We start from the raw sequence: 15,893 nt of genomic DNA, 5'->3' as shown, positions 1-15,893 counted from the left end.
GCAGATGGATAGCAGCCTGATCCTTTTCGTGGTGCTTGCAACGGTGAGCGCTGGTGCGCTCGCTTACGGGCTCTTGTTTTCGAAGGTGCAGAACGAACGCCAGGCCGGGCGCAGATTCGAAACCGTGCGCAACGCCGAGACCGACCGCAACGTCGTCCGTGCCTCGCGCGACCGGATGGCGGAAGCGACAAAGCGCAGAAAGTCGGTTCAGGACACGCTCAAGGATCTTGAGGAAAAGCAGAAGGCGCGCGGGCAGGGCAAGCACAAGCCGCCGCTGAAGGTGCAGATCCGGCAGGCCGGCCTCACCATGTCGATGCAGAAATTCTACGTGATTTCGGCCTTCACCGGCATCGGGCTCTTCCTCGTCTTCATCATTCTCGGAGCCCCCATCCTTTTGTCGCTCGGCGCGATGATCGCCGGCGGTATGGGTTTGCCGCGCTGGTTCGTCACCTTTATGCGCGCGCGGCGCGTCAAGGCGTTCCTGAACGAGTTTCCCAACGCGCTCGACGTCATCGTGCGCGCCGTGAAATCCGGTCTTCCGCTGAACGACGCCGTGCGCATGATCGCAAGTGAATCGCCTGAGCCGGTCCGCAGCGAGTTCAAGCGCGTCGTCGAGCATCAGCAATTGGGCCTCTCGCTGCCTGATGCGGTGCTGAAGATGCCGGAAACGATGCCGGCTGCCGAAGCAAGCTTCTTCGGTATCGTGATCCAGATTCAAAGCCAGGCAGGCGGCAATCTTTCGGAAGCGATCGGCAATCTGTCGAAGGTGCTGCGCGACCGCAAGAAAATGAAGGCCAAGATTCAGGCCCTTTCCATGGAAGCCAAGGCGTCCGCGTGGATCATCGGCGCGTTGCCCTTCATCGTCGCCGTGCTCGTCTACCTGTCGAGCCCCGGCTACATCATGCCTCTCTTCACGACCAGCACCGGACATCTGATCCTTCTGGTTTCGGGCGTCTGGATGTCGATGGGGCTTTTGATGATGCGCAAGATGATCAATTTCGATTTCTAAAGGTGGCGTCGTGACCGGATCAGTCGTCAGTGTCGTTACGGACCCCAGCTTTCTGCTGGCGGTTCTTGTATCGGTCGCGGTGTTCGCCACGCTGTTCACCGCGCTGCCGGCGTTGAGCGGAAACCCGCTCAAGGCGCGGATGAAGGCCGTTGCGCTGGAGCGCGACCAGTTGCGCGCCCAGCAAAAGGCGCGCCTAGCCAGCGAGGCCGAACGTCGCCGCAAGGGTTTGCGCGAAAAGGAATCCAAGGGCATGCGCTCGATCGTCGAGAAACTCGACCTTCGCCGTGCGCTCGCCGACGACAAGACAGTCTCGCAATTGCGCATGGCCGGTTTCCGCGGCCAGAACCCTCTGACGAAGTTCCTGTTCTTCCGCCTTGTGCTGCCATTCGCGTTTCTGGCCTTCGCGGTCTTCTATGTTTTCGTGCTGGGCGTGCTTGGCGACAAGCCGCTTTTCGTGCGTCTGTTCGCCTGCATTCTTGCGGCCTATGCGGGCTTTTACGCGCCGGTCCTTTACGTTTCGAACAAGGCGACGAAGCGCAAGCAATCGATCCAGCGGGCCTGGCCCGATGCCCTCGACCTGATGCTGATCTGCGTTGAATCGGGCAATTCGGTCGAGGCGGCATTCCGGCGCGTGGCCGAAGAAGTCGGCTCGCAATCGGTGGAACTGGCAGAAGAGCTGGTTCTGACCAATGCGGAACTGTCATTCCTGCCCGAGCGGCGTCAGGCCTATGAAAATCTTGCCAGCCGCACGGGGGTGGAATCTGTGCGTTCGGTCAGCCAGGCTTTGATCCAGGCCGAGCGCTACGGCACCCCGGTTGCGCAAGCCCTGCGCGTTCTTTCGGCAGAAAGCCGCGAGATGCGCATGACCGAAGCCGAGAAGAAAGCGGCCGCTCTGCCGCCGAAGCTGACCGTACCGATGATCGTTTTCTTCCTGCCCGTTCTTTTCGCGGTCATTCTGGGGCCGGCTGGCATCCAGATTTCGCAGCAGGGAATGTTCTGAAGCCGGCCTCAGGCGCAGGAACGAAAAGCCATTCGCAAGCGTTTCTCCAACCATCCGCACACCGCGGACAGGGTAGGGGAACCGCGCCATGAAAACCGATCCGCAGCCTGCCGTTCCCGGCCCGTCGCAGCCCGACGCCGGGACGAGGGATCTTCGTCTTATCCGCAGGTTCATGCTCGGGCTTTTCCTGTTCGCACTCGTCTACGTGCTCTATTTCGCGCGCGACTTTTTCCTTCCTGTCCTGCTCGCCTTTCTTCTGGCGCTAATGCTGACGCCGATCGTCCGCTTCCTGAAGAAGCGCGGCGTGCCGGAGGCGCTGTCGGCGACGCTTCTCGTCTTCGCGTCAATGATGGGCATCGTGACGGCGGGGTACATGCTGTCCGGTCCGGCGATCGATCTGGTCAACAACGCCCCGCAGATCGGCCGCCAGCTCTCCGACCGCATGGAGGATTTCCGCCGTCCCTTCGAACGTTTCATGGAGATGTCGCGGCAGGTCGATGAAGTCGCCGAAACAGCCGGCGAGACGGACATCCAGCGTGTCGTCGTCTCGCAGCCCGGCATCATTTCGCGCGCGGCCGGCAATGTCCTGTCGGCTGGTACGACTGCCGCGATCACATTCGTCCTGTCGCTGTTCCTGCTGGCTTCCGGCACGATGTTCTACGAGAAGATCGTCCAGTCCTTCACGAGGCTGAGCGAAAAGAAACGTGCGCTGCGCGTCGTCTACGATGTCGAGCGCGAGGTGTCGCGCTACCTTTTGACGATCTCAATCATCAATACCTGCCTGGGCGTCGTCATCGGGACAGGGTTGTGGGTTATCGGGATGCCGACGCCGATCGTCTTCGGCGCGGCTGCCGCGCTGCTCAATTTCCTGCCCTATGTCGGAGCGGCGACCACCATCCTGCTCGTCGCCGTGATTTCCATCGTATCCTTCGACAGCTTTGCCTTTGCGCTGGTGGCGCCGCTTTTCGTCATGACCTGCACCATTGTCGAGGGCAACATGATCACGCCGCTGGTTGTCGGGCGGCGGCTGGAGATCAACGCGGTGGCCATCTTCATCGCCGTCGCCTTCTGGTCATGGCTGTGGGGTTTCGTCGGCGCGTTGATCGCGGTGCCGCTGCTCGTCATCATCAAGGTCTTCTGCGATCATTTCGACAGTCTGAGCCATGTCGGAAATTTTCTGTCCGCGCAGCAGACCGTTGAGGAAGCCGACGAGGACAAGGATGAAGCCAAGACGGTCGCGCCCTGACATTTGCGCGCGCCGACACCCTTCCTATATCCGGGGTCACAACAAAACCTGGATGATGCCATGACCCGCCTTTCCGTACTCGACCTTTCGCCCGTGCCAGACGGCGTTACGACGCGGCAGGCGCTGGCCAATACGCGCGACCTTGCGCAAAAAGCCGAGAGGCTTGGCTATCACCGCTACTGGCTCGCCGAGCACCATAACATGCCCGGTATCGCGAGCGCCGCGACGTCGGTCGTGATCGGACATGTCGCGGGCGCGACCTCGCGCATCCGTGTCGGCGCAGGCGGCATCATGCTGCCGAACCATTCGCCGCTCGTCATCGCCGAACAGTTCGGCACGCTGGCAGAGCTTTATCCCGGACGGATCGATCTGGGGCTGGGTCGCGCGCCCGGCACCGATCAGCTTACCGCACATGCCTTGCGGCGTTCCCTTTCGGGTGACGTGAACCAGTTTCCAAACGACGTGATCGAGCTGATGTCTTATTTCAAGTCCGCCGAGCCGAACCAGCGCGTGCGCGCGGTGCCCGGTGAGGGAACGAACGTGCCGGTCTGGATACTTGGCTCGAGCCTTTACGGAGCGCAGCTTGCGGCTGCGCTCGGCCTTCCCTACGCCTTCGCCTCGCATTTCGCACCTGCCGAACTCGACCGTGCGCTGGAAGTCTATCGCACGCGTTTCGAGCCGTCCGAACATCTCGACAAGCCGCATGTGATGCTTGGGGTCAATGTTGTCGCGGCGCCGGAAGACGAGGAAGCCGAATATCTGTTTTCGTCGCTCCAGCAGGCTTTCGTGAACCTGCGCTCGGGACGGCCAGGCAAGCTGCCCGCGCCGGTCCGGAACTTCACGGCCGGCATCGATCCGATGGCAAAGGCGATGCTGGATCAGGCTCTCACCTGCGCAATCGTCGGTTCGCCGCAAACGGTCAAGACCGGCATCGACGCGTTCATCGCACGCACGGGTGCTGACGAGTTGATGGTGACCGCGCAGGTCCATGATCACGCCGCGCGCGTCAGGTCGTTCGAAATCCTGGCAGAGGTAAGCGGCCTCTCAGCCATGGCCGAAGCGGCCGAATAGAAAAAGGCCGGCTTCGCGCCGGCCTTTTCCTTGTGTTTAGCCGATCAGCACTCGCCGCTGCGGCGGATGCGCCAGCCTGCAGCTTCCGCCTCGCAGGAATTGCCGAATGTCTGCTGCCGGTTGCCCTGAACGGCACAGACCGGCGCGTATTCGCGTGTACATGCCTGTGGTGGTCGTCCCGGGCGATTCCAGCCTGAGCCGCCGCCTGGCCGTCCGGGGCGATCCCATCCACCGCCGGAGCCACCACCACCGCGACGGCATTCGCCGGACGCGATGATGCGATAGCCTTCGGCGTCGGCCATGCAGGCATTGCCGAATGTCTGCCGATCGCCGCGCCGTTCTCCGCAAACCGGGTCGTATTGCTGCGTACACATGACCGGTCCGCCTGGTCCTGGTCCCGGACGAGGCGGCAACGGTCTCGGTCCCTCGTCAACGACGACGCAGGATGCGAGAATGCCGGCAGCGGCCACGGCAAGAACGCCGGCATGCCAGCTTCTGAATTGGATTTTGGGCATCGATTTCCCTCCGAATGGTCCCGTCCCGAGATCAACAATGCGTGAAACGGGCGGCCGGTTCCAGTCGGTTATCGAAGCTGCCGCACGATTTCTGCGTCAGGAAAGCAGGTCGGCGTCATCGAATTGCGCGCCTGCCAGTCACCGATCGCGCGGCGCGTGCGAAAACCTGCCAGTCCGTCCGCCCCACCCGTGTCGTAGCCGAGACGTTGAAGTCCGGTCTGCATCGCCGCAACGTCCGAGCGCATCAGCCCACCGACGCGCCCCCATGTGCCAGTAAAGGGCGCGGAATTGTAGGTGATGCGGTCGCCCGCATGGCCGACGAAGAGCGCGTAAAGGTCGCTCTCATTATACTCCTTCAGGACGTAGAAATTGGGCGTCACGATGAAGGCTGGACCGGAACGGCCGGCGGGCATCATCAGATAGCCTTCGCCGCGCAATTCGTGGCCGGGAAACGGTCGGCCGGAAACGCGCGTGACACCCATCGCCGCCCATTCCGAAATGGGCTTGCCGCGATCCGGCCCTTCCAGCGCGCAGGACACGTTCGTCGGCAAGTTCACCTCGAACCCCCAGTCGCGCCCGCGTACCCACCCGAAATGCGATAGATAGTTGGCGATCGAGGCAAGCGTGTCGGCCTCCGAATTCCAGATGTCGGCACGCGGGCCGCCCGAATGCGCGACGGCGTGTTCGAGATAGGAGGTGGGCAGGAATTGCGGCTGACCGAGCGCGCCTGCCCAAGAGGATTTCATGTCCGAAGCCCGCACATAGCCGCGCTCGACCATCTGGAGGGCGGCAATCGTTTCGGCACGGAACATGTCCTTGCGCGTTGCCATGAACGCCTTGGTGGCGAGCACCTGGAAAGCGTTGTGCGGAATGCGTGCCGTGCCGAATCCGCTTTCGCGTCCCCATACTGCGAGCAGGATGCCGCGCGGCACGCCATAACGATCTTCCAGTTCCTTCAGGACGCCCGAGAGATAACCCGCCCGCTGGCGTCCGCCGGCAGCCACGCCGCCGATGATGTTCTCTGCGAAATAGGAGCCGGGCGATCCGAACTCGGCCTGATGCTGGCGCTGTGGAGTCTGCGCGGCTTGGCCGGGCATGACGAGGTCGGGCAGGTCGAGATTGGCGCTGACGCCTGAAAAGGCGGCGTCGAAAGTCTGTTGCGATACGCCTGCGCGCGAGGCTTCGGGCCAAAGATCGTTGCGCAGCCACGACTGGAACTGCTGCTCGACCGATTGGGCGAGCGCAGGGGAGGCGGCGGCGAGAATGGCGATGAAGGCCAGCGCCCTGAAAATGATAATCACGCGGCATCTCCCGAAATGGCGATTCGGGCGCAGTGTGTCAGAAGGCGGTGCGCGACTTCAAGGCGGCCGTCAGCGTGCCTTCGTCGAGATAGTCAAGTTCACCGCCAACCGGCACGCCATGCGCAAGGCGAGTGACCTTGACCTCGAAGCTCGACAATTGGTCGGTGATGTAGTGCGCGGTGGTCTGGCCCTCGACCGTGGCGTTGACCGCAAGGATGATCTCAGAAACGTCGCCTTGCGCCACGCGGTCGATCAGTCCCTTGATGTTGAGATCGTCCGGTCCGATGCCGTCGAGCGGCGAAAGCGTGCCGCCGAGAACGTGATAACGCACATTCATCGCGGCCGCGCGCTCAAGCGCCCACAGATCGGCGACGTCCTCGACGACGATCAGCGTTGCATCCTCGCGGCGCGGATCGGTGCAGATCGTGCAGGGGTCGGACGTGTCGACATTGCCGCAGGTGGAGCATACGCACACCTTATCCACCGCTTCGCCCATGGCGGCGGTGAGAGGCACGAAAAGCTGCTCTCGTTTCTTGATGAGGTGCAGCGCCGCGCGCCGGGCCGAGCGCGGCCCAAGCCCTGGCACCTTGGCCAGAAGCTGGATCAGGCGTTCGATCTCGGGGCCGGCGATTCTTTTCGACATGCCGGCGATGTAATGCGTTTTGGGAGGTTTGGGTAGCGTGGCCAGCAAAGGCTCGCTATCTTTGGTGTAAGGAGGACACAGCATGGGAAGTAGCGACGTCGTCATCCGTAGGGCAGCGCCTTCGGACCATGACACGCTCGCCGCGCTGATCGGGGCCGCCTATGCAACACTTGACGACGAGCGGTATGATCGAGAAGCTCTCGTCGCAGCCATTCCGCTGATGTCCCGGCCCAATCCACAGCTGCTTGCCTGCGGGACCTATTATGTCGCGGAACTGGACGGCGAGCCGGCAGCGTGTGGCGGCTGGACCCGAGAGGAGCCAGGAACCGGCAAGGTGGACGAGGGCGTTGCGCATATCCGCCATTTTGCTGCCGATCCGCGTTTCGCGCGGCGTGGCACGGCCTCGGCATTGCTGCGGTACTGTCTCCGCCAGGCGCATGCGGCCAAGATCGAGCGGATGATGAGCCAGTCCACCTTACCCGCCGAGCCATTCTACGCCTTTGCGGGCTTTCGCCGACTGAAGATCGTCGAAACCAAAATGGGTGAAGGCGTGGCGCTGCCTGTCGTCCTGATGGAGCGGGTGATCCCTTGAGCTACTGCCCCGGTGCGGGCTTTTTCGTGCTGGCGATCAGGGCGCCGATGGCGTCGGCCTTGGCAGGCTCGATGTCGAAGGACAGCGCCGTCGCGGGCATGTCCGTGGCAACCGGTGTCGCGGCGATCTGCGCCTGCGACGGAGTTGCCGTCTGCGCAACCTCTACCGTTCCGAAACGCTCCGCCTGCGGCTGGGGGGCGGGTGCCGTTGCGGCGACCTGCTGAACGCGCGCGCCCTTGCCCTCGATACGGCCGGCCGACGCCAGTTGCGATTGCTTGCGCACGCCATTGGCGGCTCGCTCTTGCTTGCCGCGCTTTTCGTAAAACGCGTTGCCGCCGGCTTTCAGCACGTAATGCATGTTGGGGTAGGGGAAATTCAGCCCGGCTGTGTGGAAGAATTTGGCGTCCTGAACGAGAGGGTGGCGCTCGCCGGCCAAAACCGCGTCGGCAGCGGCCATCACGTCGGGCAGCGCCTTGGAGTTCATCTTCCGCGTCATGACACCGGGCGCGAACTGGTTCTTCTGGCCGACCACTCCGCAGATCGTGTCGGGATATTCACCCGATTCCACGCGGTTCATGACCACCGACCCAACCGCGACCAGCCCTTCGCGGCTTGAGCGGTGCGATTCGAAGAACATGGCGCGCGCCATGCATTCGCGATTGTCGGAGGTCGCTGCGACGGGCTTGACCGAGGACGTCACGACATCGTCGAGGAGATCACTGCTGGACGTGCAGGCGGAAACCAAAAGCGACAGTGCAACCGCCGTCGCGGCAGCCGGGAGCCGAAAGAACACGATACAAACCTCTCCGAACGGCCCCCGCCGTTGCGTGATTGTTTTGAACGGGCGATTTACGGCGAAAAAGGGGCAGGCGCTATACGCCGCGCCCGTGCCGGCAAGCCGCGGTCAGAAACAGATGTTCCTTCCGTTTTCGCCGCAACACCTTGTAAAAAGGTTAATCGCGCCTTTCCGAAGCATTTAAAAAGGCATCTTCATGCCCGGAGGGATCGGCAGGCCGGCGGTCAGTTCCTGTGTCTTCTGTTGCATGATTGCCTCAACCTTGGCCTTGGCATCATTGTGCGCGGCGAGGATGAGGTCTTCGAGAATCTCGACATCGTCCTCCTTGAAGAGAGACGGGTCGATCTTGAGCGACTTCATCTCGAACTTTCCGGCCAGCGTCACTTGGACGAGGCCGCCGGCCGACTGGCCGGACGCTTCCACATTGGCGAGTTCTTCCTGCATCTGCTGGAACTTCGCCTGCATTTCGCGGGCCTTGCCCATCATGCCGAGAAGGTCTTTCATGGTCGTCTCCGTTGATCAGATTTCGTCGTCGTCCAGATCGCCGATACCGGGATCTACAGGCACGTCGTCAGCGTCGATCTCCAATTCGGGCACTTCCGCCGCATCGGGCAGGCGCACGTCGATGATTTTCGCGCCGGGGAAACTGGCGAGGATGGCGGCGACTGCCGGATCGTTCTGCGCGTCGAGAAACGCGCTGTCGCGCCGTGCCCGTTCCTGCTCGGCGATCGTGTCGCCGCCGCGCTCGCGCGAGACGGTCACGATCCAGCGCCGGCCGGTCCAGCTAAGCAACCGCGTCGAAAGATCGTTGACGAGCAGGCGCGGCGCATCCTCCGTCAGGCTGACCTCGATGCGGCCCGGCTCGATACGCACGGGGCGAACATATTGCTTGATCTGCACCTTGAGCGCCATGTCGCGATTGGCGTCCGCCAGTGCCACGATGTCGGCGAGCGAAGTTATGCACGGACCAGCCGGAGGCGCTTCGGGTTCCGGGGCGGGCTGTGCGATCGCCGGGGCCGGTTCAGGCTCGGTCCTGACGAGGCGCATCGCCTGACCACCGCCATTCGTCGCGACCGTCACGGGTTGTGCGGCGACGGCATCGACCGGTGCGGGCGAGGGCGGCGGCATTGATGCGCGCGGCGCGGATGGCGGCTGCGAATTCGGGATCGACTGGGCAGGAGCACCGCCTTCAAGAGACTTCAACGCTTCGTCGAGTGTCGGCAGCGTCGATGCGTGGGCGATGCGGATCAACACCATTTCGGCGGCGCTGACGGGGCGCGATGCGGTCTGGACTTCACCGATGCCCTTGATCAACATCTGCCACGTGCGCGACAGGACGCGGACCGAAAGACCATCGGCCATCTCACGCCCGCGCTGGCGCTCCTCCTGCGAGATCGAGGCGTCGTCGGCAGCCGAAGGCACGAAGCGGATGCGCGTGACGAGATGGTTGAATTCGGCCAGATCGGTCAGCACCGTCGCTGGATCGGCCCCGGCATCGTACTGGCTGCGCAATTCGCTGAGCGCGCCGGCGACGTCGCCCTTCATGAGAAGTTCGAAAAGATCGATCACGCGCGCCCGGTCGGCAAGGCCGAGCATGTCGCGCACGGCCTGCGCCGTCACCGTTCCCGAACCGTGGGCTATCGCCTGATCGAGGATGGACAGGGAGTCGCGTACCGAACCTTCCGCCGCGCGAGCGATCATGGCGAGCGCATCGTCGTCGATCGTTACGCCTTCCTTGTCGGAAATGCCGCGCAGATGGGCGGTGAGCAGGCCAGCGTCTATACGGCGCAGGTCGAAGCGCTGGCACCGCGACAGGACCGTAATCGGAACTTTTCGGATTTCGGTGGTCGCGAAGATGAACTTCACATGCGGTGGCGGTTCCTCCAGTGTCTTCAGCAGGCCGTTGAAGGCCTGCGTCGACAGCATGTGAACCTCATCGATGATGTAGACCTTATAGCGCGCCGAAACGGGCGCGTAGCGGACCTGTTCGATGATGTCGCGGATGTCGTCGATGCCGGTATGCGAGGCGGCGTCCATCTCGACGACGTCGACGTGACGGCCTTCCATGATGGCTTCGCAGTGCTCGCCGGGTACGGACAGGTCGACGGTCGGCTGACTGACCTCATCGGTCTTGTAGTTGAGCGCGCGCGCCAGAATGCGGGCCGTCGTCGTCTTGCCGACGCCGCGCACGCCCGTCAGCATCCACGCCTGTGCGATGCGGCCGGTGGCAAAAGCGTTGGTGAGCGTGCGAACCATCGGCTCCTGGCCGATGAGGGCTGTGAAGTCGCGCGGACGATATTTGCGCGCCAGCACCCGGTAGGGGCCTTGTGAACGGCTCTGTTCCGTATCCGGGGTGTCGTCCATGACCTCGCTGATGCCCTTTGAATGTCTCGCGGCGCGAGTGTCGTCTTCCTCGGGGCCGCGCGTCAACGCCCGGAAGTGAGGAAAGGGTGGGAGGCTGGCACGATGACCCGTGCCGAAGCTCGTTGGGGCTGCTTCCTTCCGGACCTGACCCGGTTGGCGAGTGGCTCGTCCACCACCAACCTCCCGCGCTCCATATCGGCAATTCGGCGGATGAATGCAAGGCCGCATATGTTGCCGCAACGATCCGCTTCCATCCGGCCGCGAAACGCTCTAGCCTCACCTCATCCTTGACGAGGAGGGATCATGGACATGCCGCATAAGGCGGGCGGCTTCGAGCTAGACCGAAAGCTCGAACGCGACACGCAGGACGTGACCTGGCTCGGCCTTTGCGAGTTGCGGGTCATGAACGATGCGCGCTGGCCGTGGCTTGTCCTCATTCCGCAACGCCCCGGTGCCGTGGAAATCCACGATCTGACGCCGCTCGACCAGGCGATGCTGTCCTTCGAGACCAATCTCGTGTCGAAAACGCTGCTGGAAGCCACCGGCTGCGACAAGATCAACACCGGCGCGCTCGGCAATGTGGTGCGCCAGCTTCACGTCCATGTCGTCGCGCGGCGAACCGGCGATTCCAACTGGCCCGGTCCGGTCTGGGGTTTCGGGCAGGCCGAACCTTACCGGCGCGAGGACCTGCATTCCTTCGTCAACACCATCAAAGGTCGCCTGTGACGTTTTCTCTTTTCAACAGGCCGGCCGATGAGCCGAGCCGATTCGTCGGCTTTGCCGGCAACCGGATCGACCGGCAGTCCGAGAACCGCTCCGAAAATTCGCTCCCCGATGCGCTTGCCGATCCCCTTCTGTCCGTCCTGATCCTGCGCGGCGGCAGGCTTTGCCTGAAGATGGACGGCGATGCGCCGCAATGCCGGTTCACGCTCGACGAGGCAACGGCGCTCGACGCGAAGATGGGGCATGCCGTTCTTCTGGGAACGGATGAGGGCGGTCCCGTTATCGCCGTTCCGGGCAGTCTAGAGCCGGACGATCTGCCCGACGGCATGAAGGCTATCGACCTGCGGTCGCTGAACAGTCAGGGCTTGCTGGTCGCCGACGATCTGGGAGCGGTCGGGCAGGGAGCGTCGCTGCTCGCCTGGAACGCGAATTGCCGCTTCTGCGGAAAGTGCGGCGCGGAAACGGAATCGCAAATCGGCGGCTACAAGCGGGTATGCACGAAATGCGGCACCCAGCATTTTCCGCGTACCGACCCCGTCGTCATCATGCTGACGGTGACGAAAAAGCGCTGCCTGATGGGCCGCAGCCCGCATTTCGCGCCGGGCGTGTTTTCAACGCTCGCCGGTTTCGTCGAACCGGGTGAGACGATCGAGGATGCGATGCGCCGCGAGACGTTCGAGGAATCGGGCGTGCGCATTGGCCGTGTCGCCTATCATGCGAGCCAGCCCTGGCCGTTTCCGCATTCCTTGATGATCGGCTGCTTCGGCGAGGCGCTGAACGAGGATCTGACGCCCGATTTCACCGAACTGGAAGCTTGCCGCTGGTTCGAACGGCCGGAAGTGGAAAAGATGCTGGCCGGCACGCATCCGGACGGCCTGATCGTGCCGCCACGCGCCGCCATCGCCAGCCATCTGATCCGTGCGTGGATGGACGCGGGGCGATAGCTAGCGAGGCTGAAGAATGGCTGCAAAAAGAGATTCGGTCATAAGAGGCTTGGCTGCGGGGCTCGCGCGTCTGTCACTCGAGCATCCTGTCAGGGTTGCGGTTGACGGACGCACCGCGTCTGGGAAAACGACTTTAGCGGATGAACTGGCAATCCGCGTCAAAGAAGAGGGTCGCCCCGTCATAAGGACGTCAATCGATGGATTCCACCACCCAAAGTCCGAGCGTTACCGACGTGGCCGATATTCCGCAGAAGGCTATTATTACGATGCGCGTGATCTTTCGGCGATCAGAACGTTGCTGCTGAACCCATTGGGACCGGGCGGCGCACGGCTTTATCGCACGTTGTCATTTGATCTGGAGAACGACCAGCCAGTCGAACAAACGCCATTGTTGGCCGCACCCGACGCACTGCTGATAGTCGATGGGACATTTCTACAGCGACCCGAGCTGCACGATGGCTGGGATGTTGTGATTTTCGTGGCCGCGTCACAAGACGTTTCCGAGGATAGGGGATGTATGCGAGATGCGGAAAGGTTGGGTGGGCTGGAGGCGGCCCGTCAACTCTACGCACAACGATACCGTCCCGCCTACAACCTTTACGAGCGTCTTTGTTTGCCGGAACGCTTTGCAGATGTCATCCTGAAAAATGAGGATTTTGACTGGCCGCAGCTACATGTCCGCAAAGACGGTCGTTTGCCCGACATCTATCAAGGACGATGAGCAGACGCTTGCATTTTGCGGTCAGTCGCCCGATCGCTGCGAGACCCGGAACTCCGCGGCCGGGTAGACACCGAAGATGCGCACTTCCTTCGAGAAGAAATCGAGTTCCTTGAGCGCCTGCGCGACGTTGATGTCGTCCGGGTGACCTTCGATATCGGCATAAAACTGCGAGGCGAAGAACGTGCCGCCGAGCTGGTAGCTTTCCAGCTTGGTCATGTTGACGCCGTTGGTCGCAAAGCCGCCTGTCGCCTTATAGAGCGCTGCCGGGATGTTATGGACGCGAAAGACGAAGGTGGTCATCATCAAATCGTCGGTGCTCTTGCGCTCCGCCCACGACTTTTCTTTCGACAGGACGACGAAACGGGTGACGTTGTTATCCGTGTCCTCGACGTTTCGGTCCAGAATGTCGAGGCCGTAAAGCTCCGCCGCGAGAATAGGCGCGAGCGCGGCGGCGCTCTTGTCGCCGTCCTCTGCCACCTGCTTGGCCGCGCCGGCCGTGTCACCTGCGACGACCGGCTTCCATTTGTTCTTGCGAATGATCTTGCGGCACTGGCCGAGCGCGTGGATGTGGCTGTGGACGGACTTGATGTCCTTCAGCTCCGTGCCGGGCAGCACCATGAGCTGGAAATGGATAGGCAAAAAATATTCACCGACGATATGCAGCTTCGATTCGGGTAAAAGGTGATGGATGTCCGCCACGCGGCCCGCGATCGTGTTTTCGATCGGGATCATGGCGAGATCGGCCTTGCCGGTTTCGACCGCGTTGAACGCATCCTCGAAGGTCGCCGAGGGCAGCGGTTCCATGTCGGGAAACATGTTCCGGCAGGCTGTGTCGGAGTTGGCTCCGGGCTCGCCCTGGAATGCGATCTTGTTGGTCTTCGTCATGCGGTCACTGGTCCTGCTGAAAGTATGGCGCGGGCGCGTTCGAGGTCTTCGGGCGTGTCGACGCCGAGCGGCACGGATGACACGATCGCGGCATCGATCCGCATGCCGGCTTCGAGCGCGCGAAGCTGTTCGAGGCGTTCGCGCGTTTCGAGCGCACTTGGTCCGAGCGATACGAACCGGTCGAGCGCGGCGCGCCGATAAGCATAGATGCCGATATGATGATAGAGCGGACCTTCGCCCCATGGCGCGGTGGCGCGGGTGAAGTAAAGCGCCCTCAGGCGATGGTCTCCGATCGGTGAGCCGACGATCTTGACGACGTTCGGATTGGGCTTTTCCGCTTCGTCGACGATCTCGACGCCGAGCGTCGAGATGTCCGCGTCGCCGCTTTCCAGCGTCTGAGCACAGGTCGCGATGAGCGCCGGCTCGATGGTGGGAAGGTCGCCCTGAAGGTTGACGATCGTTTCGATATCGCCTTGCGGATCGATCGTCTGGAGCGCTTCGTGGATGCGGTCGGACCCGGATTGATGGCCGTCGGACGTCATGACGGCCTCGAAACCGGCCGCTTCGACGGCCTGCGCGACCGTCGGCGTATCTGTCGCCACGGCGATCCTGCCGACGCCGCTTTCGGCGGCGCGCAACGCGACTTGCACGATCATCGGGATACCAGCGATTTCGGCCAGCGGCTTGCCGGGCAATCGGGTCGAGGCCATGCGGGCGGGAATGAGAACGAGGCGGGACATGCCGGCTGATGAATCCTGAACTGCGTTATCGCCCGCGAAAGTGGCAAAAGGTCTCACGTGGAAACGCCCTTATATGTGTTGCCTTCGGTTAGCAAAAGACCTAGTTTCCGCGCGATTTTCACCGGCACGACCGGGTTGGGGGACGTATTGCCGCGCGCGCCGTCCGCGCGGCGGATCACCCCGGTCGAACCTTGGAGCCTTGGGTAGATGGACTCATTTGAACTGAACAAGCTGATCGGCGCGTTTCTCGGCGTCGTGTTCGTCGTCTTTTCGGTCAGCATCGCGTCGGACGCAATTTTCGCGTCCCATGCGCCTGAAACCCCTGGTTACGCGATCGAGGTTCCGGACGAGCCGGCTGCCGGCGGAGCGCCTGCCGATGCAGGCCCGAGCGCGCTCGACCTTCTGGCGACCGCCGATCCGGCTGCCGGCGAATCGACCTTCCGCCGTTGCGCGTCGTGCCACACGGTCGAGCAGGGCGGTGCCAACCGCGTCGGCCCGAACCTTTGGGGCGTCGTCGGCCGCGTCGTTGCTTCGCATGAAGGCTTTTCCTATTCCGGTGCGATGACGACCTATTCCGAGGGCGGCACGAAGCAGTGGGAATTCGAAAACATCAGCCACTTCCTGGTGAACCCTCGTTCGTACGTTTCCGGCACAACGATGGCGTTCGCCGGCATTCGCGACCCGCAGGAAGAGGCGAACCTGATCGCCTATCTCAACCAGCAGTCCGACAGCCCGCTGCCGTTGCCCGAGCCTGCCGCCGCAGAAGAACCTGCCGGTGACGAGGCTGCTGGCGACGAAGCTCCGGCCGAGAACGGCGAAGCCGCTCCCGCAGAAGGTGAGGCTGCGCCCGCTGAAAACGGTGAGGCCGCGCCGGCTGAAGGCGCTGCTCCTGCAGAAAATGGCGATGCCGCCGCTCCTGCAGGCGAGGAAGCTGCACCGGCTGCCGAGGACGCCGCGCCCGCCACGAACGGTGACGAGGCTGCTCCGGCCGATACAGATGCGACCGAAACCGATGAGGGGCCAGCGACGGAAGCTGCACCTGCCGAGCCGACGGCCGATCAGGATGGCACGGAAGCATCCCCCGAGACCGACGCCGGTCAGCCGGCCGCCGATGGCGAGACGACGGACGAGGAGCCGCGCGCTCCGGCCCAGAACTAACGAACCCGGACCTAACGGGATCGTAATCTCCGTAATCACGAAAAAGCCGGGTTTTGCCCGGCTTTTTTGTTGCGCGACGAAACGGCGCTCTGCCAAGTTTCGTGTGCTTGCCGGTTTCCAAACGCGTCCGATCGGCTAGTCTGTGCATCGCAAACAAGGAGCTGCTTCGTATGGGACTGAGCTGG

General features: G+C 62.8%; 17 protein-coding genes and 1 other RNA gene. 9 read left to right on the top strand and 9 right to left on the bottom strand.

Translation table 11 applies throughout. The features are described from left to right. Nucleotides 1-4 precede the first annotated feature (4 nt). The 4 genes from ACX82Z_RS15545 to ACX82Z_RS15530 all read left to right on the top strand — a co-directional run bounded on the left by ACX82Z_RS15545 (nt 5) and on the right by ACX82Z_RS15530 (nt 4,326). A complete protein-coding gene (locus ACX82Z_RS15545) occupies nt 5-1,009 on the top strand; it encodes a type II secretion system F family protein (protein WP_459589983.1) in 1,005 nt (334 codons plus the stop codon). Between the two features lie 10 nt (nt 1,010-1,019). Then, complete coding sequence (locus ACX82Z_RS15540) at nt 1,020-2,009, top strand: type II secretion system F family protein (protein ID WP_459589982.1); 990 nt, start codon at nt 1,020-1,022, stop codon at nt 2,007-2,009. 88 nt (nt 2,010-2,097) lie between these two features. Continuing rightward, nucleotides 2,098-3,255 carry an AI-2E family transporter gene (locus tag ACX82Z_RS15535; protein ID WP_459589981.1) on the top strand — a complete coding sequence of 386 codons (1,158 nt, stop codon included), beginning with the start codon at nt 2,098-2,100 and terminating at the stop codon, nt 3,253-3,255. A gap of 60 nt (nt 3,256-3,315) precedes the next feature. Then, a complete protein-coding gene (locus tag ACX82Z_RS15530; RefSeq protein ID WP_459589979.1) occupies nt 3,316-4,326 on the top strand; it encodes an LLM class flavin-dependent oxidoreductase in 1,011 nt (336 codons plus the stop codon). Between the two features lie 44 nt (nt 4,327-4,370). On the opposite strand, the gene ACX82Z_RS15525 is transcribed toward ACX82Z_RS15530, so the two are convergent. The 3 genes from ACX82Z_RS15525 to recR all read right to left on the bottom strand — a co-directional run bounded on the left by ACX82Z_RS15525 (nt 4,371) and on the right by recR (nt 6,785). After that, nucleotides 4,371-4,841 carry a Kazal-type serine protease inhibitor domain-containing protein gene (locus tag ACX82Z_RS15525; protein ID WP_459589978.1) on the bottom strand — a complete coding sequence of 157 codons (471 nt, stop codon included), beginning with the start codon at nt 4,839-4,841 and terminating at the stop codon, nt 4,371-4,373. 68 nt (nt 4,842-4,909) lie between these two features. After that, nucleotides 4,910-6,142 (bottom strand): lytic murein transglycosylase, encoded by a 1,233-nt coding sequence (locus ACX82Z_RS15520; protein ID WP_459589977.1) that lies wholly within the window; start codon nt 6,140-6,142, stop codon nt 4,910-4,912. A 37-nt stretch (nt 6,143-6,179) separates the two neighbouring features. After that, nucleotides 6,180-6,785: a recombination mediator RecR gene (recR, locus tag ACX82Z_RS15515; RefSeq protein WP_459589976.1), complete on the bottom strand. Its 606-nt coding sequence runs from the start codon at nt 6,783-6,785 to the stop codon at nt 6,180-6,182. 82 nt (nt 6,786-6,867) lie between these two features. Between recR and ACX82Z_RS15510 the strand changes: the two genes are divergently transcribed. After that, nucleotides 6,868-7,377, top strand: a complete 510-nt coding sequence (locus tag ACX82Z_RS15510; RefSeq protein ID WP_459589975.1) for a GNAT family N-acetyltransferase — start codon at nt 6,868-6,870, stop codon at nt 7,375-7,377. A gap of 1 nt (nt 7,378) precedes the next feature. On the opposite strand, the gene ACX82Z_RS15505 is transcribed toward ACX82Z_RS15510, so the two are convergent. The 4 genes from ACX82Z_RS15505 to ffs form a co-directional block, all read right to left on the bottom strand. Further along, nucleotides 7,379-8,173, bottom strand: a complete 795-nt coding sequence (locus tag ACX82Z_RS15505) for a cell wall hydrolase (RefSeq protein WP_459911826.1) — start codon at nt 8,171-8,173, stop codon at nt 7,379-7,381. 180 nt (nt 8,174-8,353) lie between these two features. Then, entirely contained in the window at nt 8,354-8,677 is a 324-nt protein-coding gene (locus ACX82Z_RS15500; RefSeq protein ID WP_459589974.1) for a YbaB/EbfC family nucleoid-associated protein, read from the bottom strand. Between the two features lie 15 nt (nt 8,678-8,692). After that, entirely contained in the window at nt 8,693-10,537 is a 1,845-nt protein-coding gene (locus ACX82Z_RS15495) for a DNA polymerase III subunit gamma/tau (RefSeq protein WP_459589973.1), read from the bottom strand. Nucleotides 10,538-10,623: 86 nt separating this feature from the next. Further along, an RNA gene (gene ffs / locus ACX82Z_RS15490) (signal recognition particle sRNA small type) lies at nt 10,624-10,721 on the bottom strand. 125 nt (nt 10,722-10,846) lie between these two features. Here ffs and ACX82Z_RS15485 point away from each other — a divergent pair. The 3 genes from ACX82Z_RS15485 to ACX82Z_RS15475 are packed head-to-tail and all read left to right on the top strand — an operon-like array spanning nt 10,847 to nt 12,925. Next, nucleotides 10,847-11,263: an HIT domain-containing protein gene (locus tag ACX82Z_RS15485; protein ID WP_459911825.1), complete on the top strand. Its 417-nt coding sequence runs from the start codon at nt 10,847-10,849 to the stop codon at nt 11,261-11,263. Continuing rightward, nucleotides 11,260-12,204, top strand: coding sequence for an NAD(+) diphosphatase (gene nudC / locus ACX82Z_RS15480; RefSeq protein ID WP_459589972.1), 945 nt, complete (start codon nt 11,260-11,262; stop codon nt 12,202-12,204). Before ACX82Z_RS15485 ends, nudC begins: the two co-directional genes overlap by 4 nt. Nucleotides 12,205-12,220: 16 nt before the next feature. Next, on the top strand, nt 12,221-12,925 hold the full coding sequence (locus ACX82Z_RS15475; protein WP_459589971.1) for a uridylate kinase: 705 nt from the start codon (nt 12,221-12,223) through the stop codon (nt 12,923-12,925). 21 nt (nt 12,926-12,946) lie between these two features. Here ACX82Z_RS15475 and ACX82Z_RS15470 read toward each other — a convergent pair whose 3' ends face one another. Together ACX82Z_RS15470 and ACX82Z_RS15465 are read right to left on the bottom strand one after the other, a co-directional pair. Then, nucleotides 12,947-13,810, bottom strand: a complete 864-nt coding sequence (locus ACX82Z_RS15470) for a prephenate dehydratase (RefSeq protein WP_459589970.1) — start codon at nt 13,808-13,810, stop codon at nt 12,947-12,949. Beyond that, complete coding sequence (locus ACX82Z_RS15465; protein ID WP_459589969.1) at nt 13,807-14,550, bottom strand: 3-deoxy-manno-octulosonate cytidylyltransferase; 744 nt, start codon at nt 14,548-14,550, stop codon at nt 13,807-13,809. The genes ACX82Z_RS15470 and ACX82Z_RS15465 overlap by 4 nt, the downstream gene beginning before the upstream one ends. A 207-nt stretch (nt 14,551-14,757) precedes the next feature. On the opposite strand from ACX82Z_RS15465, the gene ACX82Z_RS15460 reads away from it, so the two are divergent. Beyond that, complete coding sequence (locus tag ACX82Z_RS15460) at nt 14,758-15,708, top strand: c-type cytochrome (protein WP_459589968.1); 951 nt, start codon at nt 14,758-14,760, stop codon at nt 15,706-15,708. The last annotated feature ends 185 nt before the right edge of the window (nt 15,709-15,893 follow it).

The sequence above is a fragment of the Aliihoeflea sp. PC F10.4 genome (genome assembly GCF_054612275.1).
Note: the sequence above shows the minus strand (reverse complement) of the source record. Positions and strands in the feature narration are given on the sequence as shown.

Bases quoted from the DNA above. Each gene is read 5' to 3' on its own strand.
- ACX82Z_RS15500 (WP_459589974.1), bottom strand. From the start codon at position 8,677: ATGAAAGACCTTCTCGGCATGATGGGCAAGGCCCGCGAAATGCAGGCG.
- ACX82Z_RS15495 (WP_459589973.1), bottom strand. From the start codon at position 10,537: ATGGACGACACCCCGGATACGGAACAGAGCCGTTCACAAGGCCCCTAC.
- recR (WP_459589976.1), bottom strand. From the start codon at position 6,785: ATGTCGAAAAGAATCGCCGGCCCCGAGATCGAACGCCTGATCCAGCTT.
- ACX82Z_RS15545 (WP_459589983.1), top strand. From the start codon at position 5: ATGGATAGCAGCCTGATCCTTTTCGTGGTGCTTGCAACGGTGAGCGCT.
- ACX82Z_RS15470 (WP_459589970.1), bottom strand. From the start codon at position 13,810: ATGACGAAGACCAACAAGATCGCATTCCAGGGCGAGCCCGGAGCCAAC.
- ACX82Z_RS15510 (WP_459589975.1), top strand. From the start codon at position 6,868: ATGGGAAGTAGCGACGTCGTCATCCGTAGGGCAGCGCCTTCGGACCAT.
- ACX82Z_RS15475 (WP_459589971.1), top strand. From the start codon at position 12,221: ATGGCTGCAAAAAGAGATTCGGTCATAAGAGGCTTGGCTGCGGGGCTC.
- ACX82Z_RS15530 (WP_459589979.1), top strand. From the start codon at position 3,316: ATGACCCGCCTTTCCGTACTCGACCTTTCGCCCGTGCCAGACGGCGTT.
- ACX82Z_RS15465 (WP_459589969.1), bottom strand. From the start codon at position 14,550: ATGTCCCGCCTCGTTCTCATTCCCGCCCGCATGGCCTCGACCCGATTG.
- ACX82Z_RS15525 (WP_459589978.1), bottom strand. From the start codon at position 4,841: ATGCCCAAAATCCAATTCAGAAGCTGGCATGCCGGCGTTCTTGCCGTG.
- ACX82Z_RS15460 (WP_459589968.1), top strand. From the start codon at position 14,758: ATGGACTCATTTGAACTGAACAAGCTGATCGGCGCGTTTCTCGGCGTC.
- ACX82Z_RS15485 (WP_459911825.1), top strand. From the start codon at position 10,847: ATGCCGCATAAGGCGGGCGGCTTCGAGCTAGACCGAAAGCTCGAACGC.
- ACX82Z_RS15535 (WP_459589981.1), top strand. From the start codon at position 2,098: ATGAAAACCGATCCGCAGCCTGCCGTTCCCGGCCCGTCGCAGCCCGAC.